Source organism: Stenotrophomonas sp. TEPEL (assembly GCF_004348785.1).
Classification (GTDB): Bacteria; Pseudomonadota; Gammaproteobacteria; order Xanthomonadales; family Xanthomonadaceae; genus Stenotrophomonas; species Stenotrophomonas indicatrix.
Window position 1 is genome coordinate 1206559 of sequence record NZ_QQXJ01000001.1, and the last position, 15838, is coordinate 1222396.

10 protein-coding genes are annotated in these 15838 nt (G+C 65.4%); 6 read left to right on the forward strand and 4 right to left on the reverse strand.

Annotated elements, in window-relative coordinates; genetic code table 11:
• Nucleotides 1-72 precede the first annotated feature (72 nt).
• The 4 genes from gorA (at nucleotide 73) to TEP_RS05365 (ending at nucleotide 3944) form a co-directional block, all read left to right on the forward strand.
• Nucleotides 73-1431 carry a glutathione-disulfide reductase gene (gorA, locus tag TEP_RS05350; protein ID WP_132824539.1) on the forward strand — a complete coding sequence of 453 codons (1359 nt, stop codon included), beginning with the start codon at nucleotides 73-75 and terminating at the stop codon, nucleotides 1429-1431.
• 489 nt (nucleotides 1432-1920) lie between these two features.
• Nucleotides 1921-2841, forward strand: a complete 921-nt coding sequence (locus TEP_RS05355) for a DMT family transporter (RefSeq protein ID WP_132824540.1) — start codon at nucleotides 1921-1923, stop codon at nucleotides 2839-2841.
• Complete coding sequence (locus TEP_RS05360; RefSeq protein WP_240790741.1) at nucleotides 2838-3176, forward strand: MGMT family protein; 339 nt, start codon at nucleotides 2838-2840, stop codon at nucleotides 3174-3176. The genes TEP_RS05355 and TEP_RS05360 overlap by 4 nt, the downstream gene beginning before the upstream one ends.
• A gap of 93 nt (nucleotides 3177-3269) precedes the next feature.
• Nucleotides 3270-3944 carry a rhomboid family intramembrane serine protease gene (locus TEP_RS05365; protein WP_025876091.1) on the forward strand — a complete coding sequence of 225 codons (675 nt, stop codon included), beginning with the start codon at nucleotides 3270-3272 and terminating at the stop codon, nucleotides 3942-3944.
• Nucleotides 3945-4035: 91 nt separating this feature from the next.
• Here TEP_RS05365 and TEP_RS05370 read toward each other — a convergent pair whose 3' ends face one another.
• Together TEP_RS05370 and TEP_RS05375 are read right to left on the reverse strand one after the other, a co-directional pair.
• A complete protein-coding gene (locus tag TEP_RS05370; RefSeq protein ID WP_132824541.1) occupies nucleotides 4036-5622 on the reverse strand; it encodes an NAD(P)/FAD-dependent oxidoreductase in 1587 nt (528 codons plus the stop codon).
• The gene (locus TEP_RS05375) at nucleotides 5619-6101 is read right to left on the reverse strand and encodes a VOC family protein (RefSeq protein ID WP_132824542.1); all 483 of its coding nucleotides are present in this window, start codon (nucleotides 6099-6101) and stop codon (nucleotides 5619-5621) included. Before TEP_RS05375 ends, TEP_RS05370 begins: the two co-directional genes overlap by 4 nt.
• A 125-nt stretch (nucleotides 6102-6226) precedes the next feature.
• Here TEP_RS05375 and TEP_RS05380 point away from each other — a divergent pair, with 125 nt between their 5' ends.
• Together TEP_RS05380 and TEP_RS05385 are read left to right on the forward strand one after the other, a co-directional pair.
• Nucleotides 6227-7882: an SDR family oxidoreductase gene (locus tag TEP_RS05380; protein ID WP_132824543.1), complete on the forward strand. Its 1656-nt coding sequence runs from the start codon at nucleotides 6227-6229 to the stop codon at nucleotides 7880-7882.
• A 318-nt stretch (nucleotides 7883-8200) separates the two neighbouring features.
• A complete protein-coding gene (locus TEP_RS05385) occupies nucleotides 8201-11230 on the forward strand; it encodes a TonB-dependent receptor (RefSeq protein ID WP_132824544.1) in 3030 nt (1009 codons plus the stop codon).
• A gap of 130 nt (nucleotides 11231-11360) precedes the next feature.
• Here TEP_RS05385 and TEP_RS05390 read toward each other — a convergent pair whose 3' ends face one another.
• Nucleotides 11361-13367, reverse strand: a complete 2007-nt coding sequence (locus tag TEP_RS05390) for a M13 family metallopeptidase (RefSeq protein WP_025876099.1) — start codon at nucleotides 13365-13367, stop codon at nucleotides 11361-11363.
• Nucleotides 13368-13576: 209 nt separating this feature from the next.
• Nucleotides 13577-15682, reverse strand: coding sequence for a M13-type metalloendopeptidase (locus TEP_RS05395; protein WP_132824545.1), 2106 nt, complete (start codon nucleotides 15680-15682; stop codon nucleotides 13577-13579).
• Nucleotides 15683-15838: the final 156 nt, after the last annotated feature.

Below are 15838 nucleotides of genomic sequence, written 5' to 3' on the forward strand. Positions count from 1 at the left end.
CCAACCCGCTGCCTGCCGATCTTCGTTGCGGGCGCTCGCCCGCCATCTTCCCTGTCGACTCGAGCGATTGCGATGAATACTCCCTCTTATGACTACGATCTGATCGTCCTTGGCGGCGGCTCCGCTGGCCTGGCCGGTGCCATCCGCGCTGCGCAGCATGGCAAGCGGGTTGCCCTGCTGGAGCCGGGTGAACTGGGGGGGACCTGCGTGAATGTCGGGTGCGTGCCGAAGAAGGCGATGTGGCTGGCCGCCGATCTGGCCGAGCGCATCGGCCTGGCCAGCGCGATGGGCTTCGACGTGGCGCCGCGTCCGGCGCTGTCGTGGAAGGAACTGGTGATCCATCGCCAGGCCTACATCAGCAACATCCACACCAGCTATCACAAGCGCCTGGATGAAACCGGCGTGGTGCGCATCCCGGCCCGCGGCCATCTGCTGGATGCGCACACCGTGGCGTGCAGTGATGGCGTGCGTTACAGCGCTGCGCAGATCCTCATCGCCACCGGCGCCCATCCGCAGCGGCCGGACATTCCCGGCGCCGAACTGGGCCTGGTATCCGATGATTTCTTCGACCTGCGTGCGGCACCGGCCGAGGTCGCCATCATCGGTGGTGGCTACATCGCGGTGGAACTTGCCGGGCTGTTGCAGGCGCTGGGCAGCAAGGTGAGCCTGCTGGTACGTGGCAGCCGCCTGCTGGAGCGCTTCGACTACGAGCTGACCGCGCAGTTGGCCGAGAACCTGCGCCAGCAGGGCGTGCGCATCCACTTCGATTACCGTCTGCGTGAGTTGAAGCGCGACGGCGAACGCGTGCGCGCGTTCGGCCATGACGGCCCGATCGACAGTGTGTTCGACGCGGTGTTCTTCGCTACCGGCCGGCGCGGCAACAGCAAGGAGCTCGGCCTGGAAGCACTGGGCATCGGCATCGGCGAACACCAGCAGGTGGAGGTGGACGCGTGGCAGACCACGGCGGTGCCAAGCGTGCATGCGGTCGGTGACATCGCAGGCAAGGTCGGCCTGACGCCGGTCGCCGTGGCTGCAGCGCGACGCCTGATGGATCGTCTGTTTGGTGGCCGCCCGAAAGCGAAGATGGACTACGACAACGTGGCCAGCGTGGTGTTCTCGCACCCGCCGCTGGGCGCGGTAGGCATGAGCGAGGAAGATGCACGTGCGCGCTTCGAGCAGGTGACGGTGTACCACAGCCGGTTCCGGCCGATGCTGCAGGCGCTGGCCAACGGCACCCAGCGCAGCCTGTTCAAGATGGTCTGCGCCGGCCCGGAGGAGCGCGTGGTGGGTGTGCACCTGCTCGGCGAAGCAGCCGACGAGATCCTGCAGGGTTTCGCGGTGGCGGTGAAAATGGGGGCGACCAAGGCCCAGTTCGACGACACGGTGGCCATCCATCCGACGTCTGCTGAAGAAGTGGTGTTGATGCGCTGAGCCGACACTCACGGTAGTGCCGGCCGCTGGTCGGGAACCTCGACAGCAACGGCCGAAGCAACAGCAACAGCAACAGCAACAGCGTGCATTCCGTGGAATGGCGGGGTGGGTCCGGTTGCGGGGGACGCTGCAAGTACGTCCNTGTAAGCTCGGTCGCCGCTTGCTCGTGNGCGCTNTCCTGCGTACACGGCAAGACCGGGGTTGGGCGTCCTGCCCAACCCGCCCGAGGCGTGCCTCGGGCCCATGCGGCTCACGCCCCCGCAACCGGACCCACCCCGCCTTCGACAGATTGCTGCGATCTGTCGGAACTGCGTTTTGTGCTGCTGTTGGTGGGTGTCGACCTTGGTCGACACGTAGATCCACGCCATGCGTGGATCAGGAGTTGCAATGAGCCTGAACGGACATCGGATCGTTCGCCCCGAAGTGCCATGAGACAATTGGAAGCAATCCGGCTGCTTCCAGCCGCCCATGCGGCCCGTTTTTTTCCTGATGTCCACTTCTTCTCCCGGTATCGCCACCACGTCCCCGCGCATCGCTCTGGGCGGTATCGGCCTGGCTGCGATCGGCGCCATTGCCGCCTCGGGCAAGGCGATCATCGTCAAGCTGGGGCTGCGCCATGGCGTGGACGCGACCACGCTGCTGGCGCTGCGCATGCTGATGGCGCTGCCCCTGTTCGCGCTGATGGCGGTGTGGGCCTCGCGCCGTGCAGAGCGACTTTCCTGGGCTGACCGCGCACGCGTGCTGTGGCTCGGCTTCACCGGTTACTACCTGTCCAGCCTGCTGGATTTCCAGGGCCTGCAGTACATCAGCGTGACCCTGGAACGGTTGATCCTGTACTTGAACCCGACCCTGGTGCTGCTGATCAACGTGCTGCTGGCGCGGCAGCGGCCGGGTCGCTGGCAGGTCGGCGCGCTGGTGCTCAGCTATCTCGGCGTGCTTATCGCGTTCGGCCATGACCTGCAGCGGGAGGGTGGGCAGATCATCCTCGGCAGCCTGCTGGTGCTGGGCAGTGCGCTCAGCTATGCGCTCTATCTGTTCGGCAGCGGCCAGGTGGTCGCCCGTATCGGCGCGGTGCGTCTGACCGCCTACGCCAGCTGCGTGGCCAGCGTACTGGTGCTGCTGCATTTCACCATCACCCATCCACTGCCGTTGCTGTGGCAGGTCCCCGCTGTCGTGCAGTGGTTGTCGCTGATCAACGCAACGGTCTGCACCGTGCTGCCGGTGCTGGCGATCATGCTGGCGGTGCAGCGCGTCGGCTCGTCGCTGGCTGCGCAGGTGGGTATGCTGGGCCCGGTTTCCACCATCGTGATGAGCCTATGGCTGCTCGACGAACCGATGGGGCCGGCGCAGATCGCCGGCACCGTGCTGGTCCTGATCGGCGTGCTGCTGGTGACGCGCCTGCGCCGCTGACGCCGGAGCAGGCGCGTGCCCGCATCCTGGCGGTGATCCATGCGATCCCGCCAGGGCAGGTGTTGGGCTACGGGCAGGTCGCGATGCGCGCCGGCCTGCCCGGACGCGCACGGCTGACCGCACGCATCCTCGGCCAGAATGACGATCCCTCGCTACCCTGGCACCGGGTGCTGCGCTCGGATGGGCGCATCGCCATGGCCGAAGGTTCGGCCGGCTGGCGCGAACAATCGCAGCGGCTGCGCGCCGAGGGTGTCATCGTCGAAAACGGCCGGGTGCGGATGCCCGCGACCGACCCGGCGGCGGCGCTGGATGCGGCCGTATGGGGGCCGGGCTGATCGCCGCCTGCGACTGAACGGACGACCGTCCGCTCTGGTCAAAAAGGGCCGGTGCTGCGGCTATGATGGAGGCCGTTCCATGCCGGTGTCCCCATGTTCCCGCGACTGCCAACCGTCACCAAGGCCCTGTTGATCGCCAACGCGATCCTGTTCCTGCTGCAGCAGCCGTTCCTGCTCGGCATGCAGACCTTCGAGCCGTTCATGCTGCAGCCGCTGCAGCAGGGGTTCGATGCGTTCTCGCCGGGCGGCAATTTCCAGCCCTGGCAGCTGCTGACCTACGGCTTCCTGCATGGCAGTTTCTTCCATCTGTTCTTCAACATGCTGGCCGTCTTCATGTTCGGCGCGCCGCTGGAACAGACCTGGGGTGAGAAGCGCTTCCTGACCTACTACCTGGTGTGCGTGGTCGGCGCCGGCCTGTGCCAGTTGCTGGTCGGCACGATGCTCGACAATCCGGCCACGGTGCTGGGTGCGTCCGGTGGTGTGTTCGGCCTGCTGCTGGCTTACGGCATGCTGTTCCCCAACCAGCGGGTGATGCTGCTGTTCCCGCCGATTCCGATGAAGGCACGTACGTTCGTGATCCTGTTCGGCGTGGGCGAGCTGGTGCTGGGCATGACCGGCTGGCAGCCGGGCGTGGCCCATTTCGCGCACCTGGGCGGCATGCTGTTCGGCTGGCTGCTGATCCGCTACTGGCGTGGCCAACCGCCGTTCAACAAGCGTCGTCCGCCCGGCCCGCCAAAGCGACCGAACCACCTGCGCAGCGTCAAATGATCCGAAGGAACATTTGACGCTGTAGGTGCCGACCGTTGGTCGGCACACCTCGTCCCACGAGGGTAGATGCCAACCTTGGCTGGCACGCATTTCATGCATCGGCCAGCACCACCTGCGCCGCGTTGTGCCCGGGCGCGCCGGTGACCCCGCCGCCCGGATGCGTACCCGCGCCGCACAGGTACAGGCCGGGCAGGGCGCCGCGATAACCGGCCTGGCCGATCATCGGCCGCGCCGAGAACAGCTGGTTGGCGCTGAGCGCACCGTGGAAGATGTCGCCACCGACCAGCCCGAACGTGCGTTCCAGATCCAAGGGTGACAGGGCCTGTCGACCGAGCACGCTGTCGGCGAAGCCGGGAGCGTAGTGATCGACGGTAGCGATCATCAGGTCGGCGACGGTATCGCGGTGATCATCCCAGCGTCGGCCATCGGGCAGCTCCGGCGCCACGTGCTGGCAGAATAGACTGGCCACATGCTGCCCGGGTGGCGCCAACGAGTCGTCCAGCGTGCTCGGAATCAGCATCTCCACGATCGGCTCGCGCGACCAGCCCTCGCGACGTGCGTCCAGCCAGGCATGGTCCATGTAATCCAGGCTGGGCGCCATGATGATGCCGGCACTGAGGTGATCGCCGGGGCCGGGCAGGGCACGGAAATCCGGCAGCCGCGACAGCGCGACGTTCATCCGGAACGTGCCCGAGCCGCAGCGCCAGTTCGCCATGCGTTCACGGGTGGTGACGGGAACCTGGGCGGGCTGCAGCAGTTGTTCGTACAGCAGCTTCGGGTTGACGTTGGCCACCACGGCACGTGCGCGCAGGCTCTCGCCGCCGGACAGCGCGACGCCGACCACGCGTCCGTCTTCCACCAGCAGGCGCTGCACGTCGGCATCAACGCGCAGCTCGGCGCCGGCCGCACGCGCCGACGCGGCGATGGCCTGGCTGATCGCGCCCATGCCACCGATGGCGTGGCCCCACGCGCCCTTGACCCCGTTGCACTGGCCGAACACGTGATGCAGCAGTACATACGCGCTGCCTGGCGTGTACGGGCTGGCGTAGTTGCCGACAATGCCATCGAAACCAAACAGGGCCTTGATCGGCTCGCTTTCGAACCAGCGATCCAGGTACTCGGCGGCCGACAGCGTGAACAGGTCCAGCAGTTCCTGGCGCAGTGCAGGGTCGAGTGCGGCCAGCTCCCGTCCCAACCGGCCCATCTGCCACAACGCCGGCAACGCACGCCAGCCGGCCATCACCCCGAGGTCGGGCGGCGGACGCAGCGCCCAGTCGCGCAGCACATCGGCAAATACTTCCAGGCGCGCTTCATAGGCGGGCAGCGCCTGCGCATCACGTTCGGAGAACTTCGCCACCTCGGCCTGGGAGCGGCCAGGTGCGGACAGCAGGTAGCGGCCATCAGGCAATGGCAGGAAGTTGTTGGCTGGCCGCGCGACGATGCGCAGCCCGTGCGCATGCAGCTGCAGCTCCTCGATCACCTTCGGCTGCAGCAGCGACACCGTGTACGAGGCCACCGAGTTGCGGAAGCCCGGGTGGAACTCCTCGGTGACAGCTGCACCGCCAAGGATGCCGCGACGCTCCAGCACCAGCACCCGTTGCCCCGCGCGCGCCAGATACGCCGCGCACACCAGCCCGTTGTGGCCGCCGCCAACGATGATCGTGTCCAACGTCGTCATGCGTTGCGGATCGCCGCTTCGATGGTGGCGATGTCGATCTTTTTCATCGGCATCATCGCGTTGAAGGCGCGCTTGGCCAGGGCCTTGTCCTTGCTGGTCACCGCGTCGATCAGCATGCGCGGGCTGATCTGCCAGGACACGCCCCATCGGTCCTTGCACCAGCCGCATTGGCTTTCCTGGCCACCGTTGCCGACGATGGCATTCCACAGGCGATCGGTCTCGGCCTGGTCCTCGGTGGAAATCTGGAACGAGAACGCTTCGCTGTGCTTGAAGGTCGGGCCACCATTGAGGCCTACGCAGGGAATGCCGCAGACCGTGAATTCGACGGTGAGCACGTCCCCCAGCTTGCCGTCGGGGAAGTCGCCGGGCGCGTGATGCACAGCGGTTACTTCGCTGTCGGGAAAGGTCTTCGCATAGAACGTGGCGGCCTCGAGCGCGCCGTTGTCATACCAGACGCAGATCGTGTTCTTGTGAGCCATGGCGGGGCTCCGCAGTGGACGAAGGCGCAGCGATAGCATGGGCGGCGTTAATGCCGGATCGTGCTGCACTGCGGAAGCTGCCGGCGCCGCGCTACCATGGCCGGACGACACGACAGGGATGATGCGTGAAGATCCTGATTCTGGGTGGCTATGGGGTGTTCGGGGGACGTCTGGTCCGCTTGCTGGCCGACCTGCCGATGCTGGAACTGCTGATCGGCGGCCGCAACCTGGCAGCGGCGCAGGCCTTCTGCGCAAGCTATGTGGGGCAATCGACGCTGCGTCCACTGCAGGTCGACCGGCAACGGCTGGCCACGGCCCTGCAGGCCGAGCGACCGGACTTGGTGGTGGATGCCTCCGGTCCTTTCCAGGACTACGGCGAACACCGCTACGGCGCGATCGAAGCCTGCATCGCCGCCGGCATTGATTATCTGGACTTCGCCGACGCGGCAGACTTCGTATTCGGCGTTTCGCAGTACGACGCGCAGGCCAGGGCGGCTGGTATCTACGCACTGTCCGGCGTCAGCAGTTTCCCGGTATTGACTGCGGCAGTGCTGCGCGAGATGGCCACGCACATGGACATCGTCAGCGTGGAAGGCGGCATCGCGCCATCGCCCTATGCCGGCATCGGCCTGAACGTGATGCGTGCGGTGGTCGGCTATGCCGGTTCGCCGGTGAAGCTGCGCCGCAACGGTCGCGATGGGCACGGCATCGGCCTGGCCGAGAGTCGCCGCTTCACCGTCGCGGTGCCGGGGCGACTGCCGCTGCGCAACCTGCATTTCTCGCTGGTGGATGTGCCGGATCTACAGGTGTTGCCACCCGAACATCCGACGATGACCGACATCTGGATGGGGGCTGGCCCGGTGCCGGAGATCCTGCATCGCGTGCTCAATCTGCTGGCCAAGGCGCGCCTGCACCTGAAACTGCCATCGCTGGAGCCATGCTCGCGGTTGTTCTATACCGTGTTGAACCTGATGAAGTTCGGCGAGCATCGCGGCGGCATGATCGTGCGTGCCGTAGGCACCCGCGATGGTGCGCGTGTGGAACAGAGCTGGCACCTGCTGGCCGAAGCCGATGACGGCCCGTACATCCCATCGATGGCCATCGAAGCGGTGATCCGCAAGCAGCTGGCCGGTGAACGGCCGTCACCGGGGGCTCGCCCGGCCACGCATGCGCTGGAACTGCCCGACTACGACCGGCTGTTCAACGGACGCACGATCCATACCGGTTTCCGCCGCGACATGCCCGGTGCCAGCCTGTACCAGCGCCTGCTGGGCGACGCGTACGCGCTGCTGCCGGCCAGCGTACAGGCGTTGCATGCACCGTCTGCCGCCAAGCGCTGGAGCGGCACGGCATCGGTCGAACGCGGGGGTGGGTTGTTGTCGCGGTTACTGGGGAACGTGTTCGGTTTTCCGGCAGCGGGCGAGGCGGTGCCGGTCAGCGTGGAGTTCACCGCAGAGGCGGGTGGTGAGCGCTGGACACGGACCTTCGCCGGCCGTCGTTTCTCTTCGTTGCAGACGCAGGGGCAGGGGCGCAACGAAGCGCTGCTGGTCGAACGCTTCGGTGCGGTATCGGTAGCGTTGGCACTTCTGGTCGATAACGGGCGGCTGCAACTGGTGCCGCGACGCTGGTCGATCCTGGGCCTGCCGTTGCCGCAGTGGCTGCTGCCGGGGGAGAACAGTTTCGAAAGTGATGAGGATGGGCGCTTCGTCTTCGACGTGGAGATCGGCGCGCCGGTGGTGGGGCGAATCGTGCATTACCGGGGAACGTTGAAGGCGGTGTAATGGGTGTCGGTGCAGCGCTGGATACACCATGAGTGTCGGAACCAGAACGCGGGGCTGTCGTATTGAACGCTTAACACAACACATCGACTTCGTTCATGTGACGTATGCGACCGCTGTTGACCTGCTGAGGATGCGGTCGTCACGGTGCCGCTGATTGGCTGTAATACCCGTGTTTTCAGCTGTCTGGCCCGATTCAAAGGCGTCGCTGATGCCCGCTTGCTGACGCTTTCGTCCTGATTCATCGCGGGTTGCAGCACTGCCATGCGAGGGCGGCCCGTGCCTATAAATCCCGTCAGTTTCATCACGGGAGAGAGCTTCATGGCATTTGCATCCACGCATCGTGTGTTGAAGCGCAGCGCGCTTTCGGCGGTGTTGTTTTCCATCGTTGGAGCCGTTGCTGCACAGAGCACGACGGGCACGTTGTTCGGCACTGCAGCCGGTGCAGAAGGCGCTACCGTTGTCGCCCAGAGCGACAGCGGTCTGCGGCGGACGGCGCCCGTTGATGCACAGGGGCGCTACACCTTCGGCGCATTGCCGGTGGGGCGCTACAGCGTCAGCGTGCAGCGCGACGGCCGTGTCATCGAGCAGCAGGACAACATCCAGTTGCGCGTGGGCAGTGGCACCGAAGTTAGTTTCGCCGCACATGGGCCGGCCACCACGCTGGACGCGGTCAACGTCACCGCAGCGAATCTGCCGAAAATCGATGTGACCCACACCGTGTCGAAGTCCGTCATCACGTCCGAACAGCTGGATGTGCTGCCGTTGGGCCGAAGTGCCGAGGCCATCGCTTTGCTTGCCCCTGGGGTGGTCGCCGGTAGCGGTGAATTCTCCAACGGTTCGCGATCCGTGCTGTCGTTCGGTGGCGCCAGCGTTACCGAGAACGCCTACTACCTCAACGGCTTCAATGTCACCAACCCGCTGAACAACCTCGGCGGGATCAGCCTGCCCTACGGTTCCATCGATCAGCAGGAGACCTTCACCGGTGGGTACGGTGCGGGTTATGGCCGTTCCACAGGCGGTGTCATCAACCAATTGGGAAAACGCGGCACCAACAGGTGGCTTTTCGGGGCCCAGGTGACGTGGACACCGGCGGAGCTTGCCGAGTCGCCGGCATCGGTCAACTACCCCGACATGGCCTTGCCGGATGACTATGCCTATGAAAATGAGTCCAAGCCCGGCACGTTGTACCGTTACCGTCGGGGAGACAAGGCGACCACCACCAGCTACAGCGGCTATGTCAGCGGGCCGCTGATCGAGGATCGCCTGTTCATCCACCTGGCCGCTGAGTCCAATCGGCGTGAAGGTGTATCGACCGGCAGCGAGGCATCTGCGCAGCAGGCCCGCAACCACTATAGCGTTGATACACCGAAGTTCTACGGCAAGGTCGACTGGAACATCAATGACGACAATATCCTGGAGTACACCCGTTTCCAGGACACCGATCGTTCGGGTGGTTACTACACCGGGTTCGACTACGACACCTTGACCGAAGGGGATCGCACGGGCACGTTTCCCAATACGACCAAGGCCACGACGGACGTCGATATCTTCAAGTACACGGGGTATCTCAACGACGACCTGACCTTGAGCGCAGTGTGGGGGCGCACCCGCGTCGGCAACCTGGAATTCAACCCACTGGATTCGGGCAACCCCTTCATCAGTGGTGCCGGGAACCAGGATCCGTCCCTCACTGGTGGAGCCCCGGTTCGCAATGACCAGGCCGGCCTGTACACCAAGGCTTCTGATGCGGGCAGTACGACGCAGGGGCTGCGCATGGACCTGCAGTACCGCATCGGCAACCACGAGTTGACCGCCGGCGTCGACAATATGACCTATCGGGCGCACAACGAAGGGCAGTCCATGACCGGGCCGGGTCATGCCTGGATCTACTCCCGCGGCAATCCGGGCGCGTCGCCCAACCCCGGCTTCGGCATCGCACCGCCGGGCGGCAATGGCTATTTTGTGCAGAAATACATCTTCTCTACCACCACCAGCATGTCGGTGAAGCAGAAGGCCTACTATCTGGAAGACCGCTGGCAGCTGACGCCCGAGTGGCTGCTGACGCTGGGCCTGCGGAATGATCGTTTCACCAACTACAACAGCGATGGACGCGCGTATGTGGAAAGTGGCGACCAGTGGGCGCCGCGGTTGGGTGCCAGCTGGGATGTGCTTGGTGACGCGTCGTTGAAGGTCTTCGCTAACCTTGGCCGCTACTACCTGGCATTGCCCAACAGTGTGGCCATCCGTGGTGCGTCCGCGTCGACCTACACCCGTGAATACTTCACTTATACCGGCATTGACGCCAACGGCAACCCCACGGGCCTGACGCCTTTGGGCGACGGTCCGGTATCAACCAACAATGAATACGGTCAGGCTCCCGACCCCCGTTCGGTGGCGCCCACAGATCTGCGTTCCCAGTACCAGGATGAGCTGATCCTGGGTTTCGAGAAAACCTTGGGCAGTAGCTGGAACAGTGGCGCAAAACTGACCTTCCGGCGGCTGCAGTCGGCCATTGACGATACCTGTGATTCCGGTCGCTTCGCCGACCGACTCGCTGGCATGGGGCTGGATGCAGACGCGTACGAGCTCCCGGGCTGCGTGATCTTCAACCCGGGGCAGACCAATAGGTTCCAGGTACGTCATCGCGATGGTTCCGGTTATACGCCCGTCACCATGAGCGCGTCCGATTGGGGCTACGACGGCAAGAAGGCCAAGCGCGAGTACGTGGCGGTCGATCTGTTCATCGAACACCCGATGTCCGAGCGCTGGTACGCGCGCCTGGACTACACCTGGTCACGTAGCTTCGGGAACACCGAAGGACAGGTGAAGTCCGATATCGGTCAGGATGATGTTTCCAAGACCCAGGACTGGGATGCGGTGTCGCTGATGGAGTACGCCGGTGGCTACCTCGCCAATGATCGGCGGCACCAGTTAAAGGCGTTCGGCGCCTACCAGATCAATGACGAATGGACGGCCTCGTCGACGGTTCGTGTGATGTCGGGCATGCCCAAGAGCTGCCTGGGTTACTACGGAAGCGACCAGAGCGATCCGGCGCATGGCTATGGATCGGCGTACCACTATTGCAACGGTGAGCCGTCACGGCCCGGTGATGCCGGCCGGCAGCCGTGGACGGCGCAGCTGGACATGGGCGTGATGTACCGGCCTGTGTTTGCCGGCAACCGCCTTGGCTTGGGGTTGAACGTCTTCAACGTACTCAACCAGCGGCGCCAACTGCAGTCGACGGCGAAGTATCAGACGGGTCCGGATACGGTCTCCAATCTCTACGGCATGGGCAGCCATTTCACGCCGCCGCGAACGGTTCGCTTGACCGCCTCGTACGATTTCTGACCTGCGCGCATAGCGGCTCACTCTCCGCATGGGTTGGCTTGGCCCTGATTCGTCAGGGTCCTTTTCCAACGGAACCTTCAACAGAAAGGGCGCCCGAAGGCGCCCTTTCATCAACACAAAGCCATCAACCTCAGCGCCAGACCTTGATCTGCTCGCCGTCGGTGCGCTGCATCGGCTGGCCCGGCTTGCAGCTGAAGCTGGCGCCGAACGCCGGCAGGTTCGACAGCGGGCCGTTGGTGCGCCAGCGACCTGGTGCACGGATGTCGGCGGTCAGGCGGCGTGCGGCCTCGTTCGGCGACAGCTGCTGCGGCCACAGCGCGGCCCAGGCGCGGAAGAAGCCCTGCTGCTGTGCCGGCTTGGCCTTCGGCTCCTGCGCGGTGTACGCGGCCCAGGCCAGCTCCAGACCGGCGATGTCGGCCAGGTTCTCTTCCTGGGTCAGCGTGCCGTTGACCTTGGCCCCCTTCACGCCGGGGAACTCGTAGGCGCCGTACTGGCTGGCGACACGGGTGCCAAGCAGGGTCCAGGCGGTCTTGTCGGCCGGGGTCCACCAGCTGCGCAGTTCGCCCTTGGCGTCGACCAGCGCACCCTTGGCGTCGATCGCGCGGGTCAGCTCGTGGCCGACCAGGCCGCCGAAGCTGCCGAACTTGTCCGCGGCATCGGCCTTGGCGTTGAACACCGGGCCCTGCAGGATCGCCGCAGTGACGATCAGCCGGTTCTGCGCCAGGTCATAGGCCAGCGACGGCTGCTGCGGCAGCACGTCCCAGCGGCGGTCGGCGTTGCCCTTGCCGATGCGCTTCATTTCTTCGCGGTGGCGCCAGGTCGAGGCGATCAGCATGTTGCCGCCGAACGAACCACGGCCCATCGGCTGCACGCTGTAGTCCAGGTCGCGCAGCGGGGTGCCGATCTCGATCTTCAGCGCGGCCAGCTTGGCCTGCGCTTCGGTCTTGGCCTCGGCGCTCATCCAGCTGTTGTTCTTGACCGCTTCGATCTGCACTTCACGCACCTTGTCGACGATCCAGGCCGCCTGGCGGCGGTCTTCGGCGGACAGGTAACGGGCTGCGTATTCGCGGCCGACCATCGGGCCAGCGGCCACGTTGATCGCGTCCAGCACGCTTTCCCAGCGCTGCGGCGGCAGGGTCTCGCCACGCAGCACGCGGCCACGGAACTCGAACTCCGCATCGCGGTACGCCTTGGACAGGTACGGCGCCATCGAGTCGCCCACGCGCCAGCGCAGGTAGGCCTTCCACTGGTCCGGCTTGAGCTTGGTGACCATCCCGTCGAGCTGCTTGAACAGCGCCGGATCGGCCAGCGACACCAGGTCATCGTTGACGCCCTGCGCCTTCAGGAACGCATCCAGCTGCAGGTTGCGGTAGCGGCTGTTGAGGTCCTTGGTGGAGATCGGCGCGTAGTTGTTGAACGGGTTGTTGATGCCCGCCAGCGACTGCGCGTTGCGGGCCAGTTCGGTTTCCAGCGCGATCACCGCCTGCGACTCGGCGTCCAGCTTGGCCGCGGGGGTGCCGGTCAGTGCGAGGATCTGCTTGACGTAGTTGCGGTAGCGGCCCATCAGCGCGACGGTGTCGGCGTCGGTGCGGGTATAGAAGGCCGGATCAGGCAGGCCCATGCCGCCCTGCATGAAGTAACCGATGTGGCGGTCCAGCGCCTTCAGGTCCACGTCCGGACCGAAGTTGAAGGCCACCGGGATGCCGACCTGGTGCAGCGCGGCGATCGAGGCCGGGACATCCTTGGCCTTCTTGATCGCGTTGATGCGGGTCAGCAGCGGGGCGATCGGGTTGGAGCCGTCGGCTTCCACGGCCGCTTCGTCCAGGCCGCTGGCCCAGAAGTCGCCCAGCAGCTTCTGCACGTTGCCCTGCGGCGCCTTCATCGAGGCGTCCAGCAGTTCACGCTGTTGCTGCCGGCTGCGGTCGACCAGCTGGCCCAGTGCGGTGGCGGCGCCGGTCTGCGGCACCGGGTTGGCCTTCAGCCAGCCTGCGTTGGTGGCGTCGTAGAAATCGCTGCACTGCGCACTGACGGCCGGGGCGCGTGCGGCCTTCTTCTTGGCGGCGAACGCATCGTGGGTCGGAACCAGGGTCGCCAGGCTGATGCCCAGGGCGATGGCAAGCGGACGGAAGTTGGGCATGTAGAACGAATCCGTGATGGATTGAGGGCGGGCGAACTATAGCAAGCCGGGCAGGGTGGGAGATGCATGCTTCATGGTGCATCCGCCGGGCATGGCCCGGCGCTACCGGCTGGCATGGGCACGCCATGCGTGGCTGCGGCCACCGCGCGGAAAAACAAAGGCCCGGGAATCCCGGGCCTCTGCAGGAAAGCCGTGGCCTCAGCCGTGGCTTACCAGATCACCACCTGCGAGTCGCCGGTGCGCGACATCGGCGTACCCGGCTTGCACTGGAAGGCCGCGGTGAAGGTCGGCAGGTTCGACGGCGCACCGATGGCGCGGAACTGCGCCGGCGCGTGCGGGTCGGTTGCCAGGCGGACCTTGGCGTTCTCCGGGGTGTACTTGGTGCGCCACACGGTGGCCCAGTTGAAGAAGAAGCGCTGATCGCGGGTGAAGCCGTCGATCTTTGCGTCTTCCTTGCCAGCCGACGCCTTCTGCAGCGCGTCGTAGGCGGTGGCCAGACCACCCAGGTCGGCGATGTTCTCGCCCAGGGTCAGATGGCCGTTCACGGCCTGGCCGTCGACCTTGTACTGATCGAACTGCTTGACCAGCTTGCCGGTCAGGCCAGCGAAGTTCTTCGAATCAGCTTCGGTCCACCAGTTCTCGAAGTTGCCGGTCGGCCCGAAGCGGCTGCCCTGGTCGTCGTAACCGTGGGTCATTTCGTGGCCGATGACCGCACCGATACCGCCGTAGTTCAGCGCGTCGTCGGCCTTCGGGTCGAAGAACGGCGGCTGCAGGATGGCGGCCGGGAACACGATCTCGTTCTGCAGCGGGTTGTAGTAGGCGTTGACCGTCTGCGGGGTCATGCCCCACTCGGTCTTGTCCACCGGCTTGCCGATCTTGGCCAGGTTGTACTGGTAGTTGAACGCGGTGGCCGCGCGCACGTTGCCCAGGTAGCTGTCGCGGTTGGTCTGCAGGCCCGACCAGTCACGCCACTTGTCCGGGTAACCGATCTTCGGAGTGAAGGTTTCCCACTTGGCGATGGCCTTGGCCTTGGTCTCTTCGCTCATCCAGGACAGGCCCTGGATGCGTTCCTTCAGCGAAGCGGCCAGGTTCTTCACCAGCTCTTCCATCTTCGCCTTGGCTTCCGGCGAGAAGGCGACCTTCACGTACAGCTGGCCGAAGGCTTCGCCGGCATCGCTCTCGATGGTGCCCAGCACGCGCTTCCAGCGCGGCTTCTGTTCCTTCTGGCCATTGAGGGTCTTGCCGTAGAACTCGTAGTTTTCCTGCACGAACGCATCGGCCAGGTACGGCGAGGCACTGTCCACGGTGTGGAAGCGCAGGTAGGCGCGCCATACCGACGGATCGGTATCGCCCAGTGCCTTGCTCACTTCCTGGTGGAAGGCCGGAATGGCCAGCGAGAACTTCTCCGGCGCGGCCACGTTCTGCGACTTGAAGAACTCGGTCCAGCTGAAGTTCGGAGTCAGCGCATCGGCCTCGGCCAGGCTGACCGGGTGGTAGTACAGGGAAACATCGCGCGACAGCTCGACGCTGGACTTGGACGCCTTGGCCAGGCGGGTCTCGAACTTGACGACTTCTTCAGCCTGCTTTGCGGCATCGGCAGCGGCGACGCCGGACAGTTCCAGCACCTTGGCCACGTGGGCCTGGTAGGCCTTCAGCTTGTCGGCCTTGGACGCATCGGTATAGAAGGTCTTGTCCGGCAGGCCCAGGCCGCCCTGGCTGGCGTAGGCCATGTTCACGGCCGAGTTCTTGAAGTCGGCTNCGGCGCCGAAGCCGAACAGCACGTTCTCGCCCTTGGCGGCGCTGGTGCGGAGGTAGTTGGCGATGGCGGCCTTGTCCTGCAGGCCGTCGATCGCGGCCAGATCGGCCTTCAGCGGCTCGATGCCCTGGGCGTTGACCTTCGCTTCGTCCATGCCGGTGGCCCACAGGTCGCCGACGATCTTCTCGATGCCGGCCGGGTTCTTGACCTGCGCGACCTGCTCGGCCAGCTGGTGCTGCACGGCCACCGAACGTTCGTCGAGGATGGTGAAGGCACCCCAGCTGGTGCGGTCGCCCGGGATCTCGTTGGCGGCCAGCCACTTGCCGTTGACGTAGTCGCCGAAGGCGGTGCAGGCGTCAAGGTTGCTGTCCAGATCGCTGGCCTGGAAGGCGTTGTAGGCCGGCAGCTTGCTCTCGTCGAGCTTGTAGGTGGTGGCGGCGTCGGCCGCGGCCGGCGTGGAGGCGGTGGCATCCTTTGCCGGGGTTTCGTTCTTGCCGCAGCCGACCAGCGCGGCCGAAACGGCCAGGGTCAGCAGCACGATCTTGGGAGTACGGGTCACTTGAATGGCCTCCAGGCCGAGTGAGTCAGGGAAGGGCCGGGGGAACGGCCGTGGGCCGAACGATACGCCGCCGGCCCGCACTGCAAGGGTGTCGAAGGTCATGGCCGGGCGCAAGGGGGCCTTGCCGGTACCGGAAAAAGACAGACCCGGCAAAAG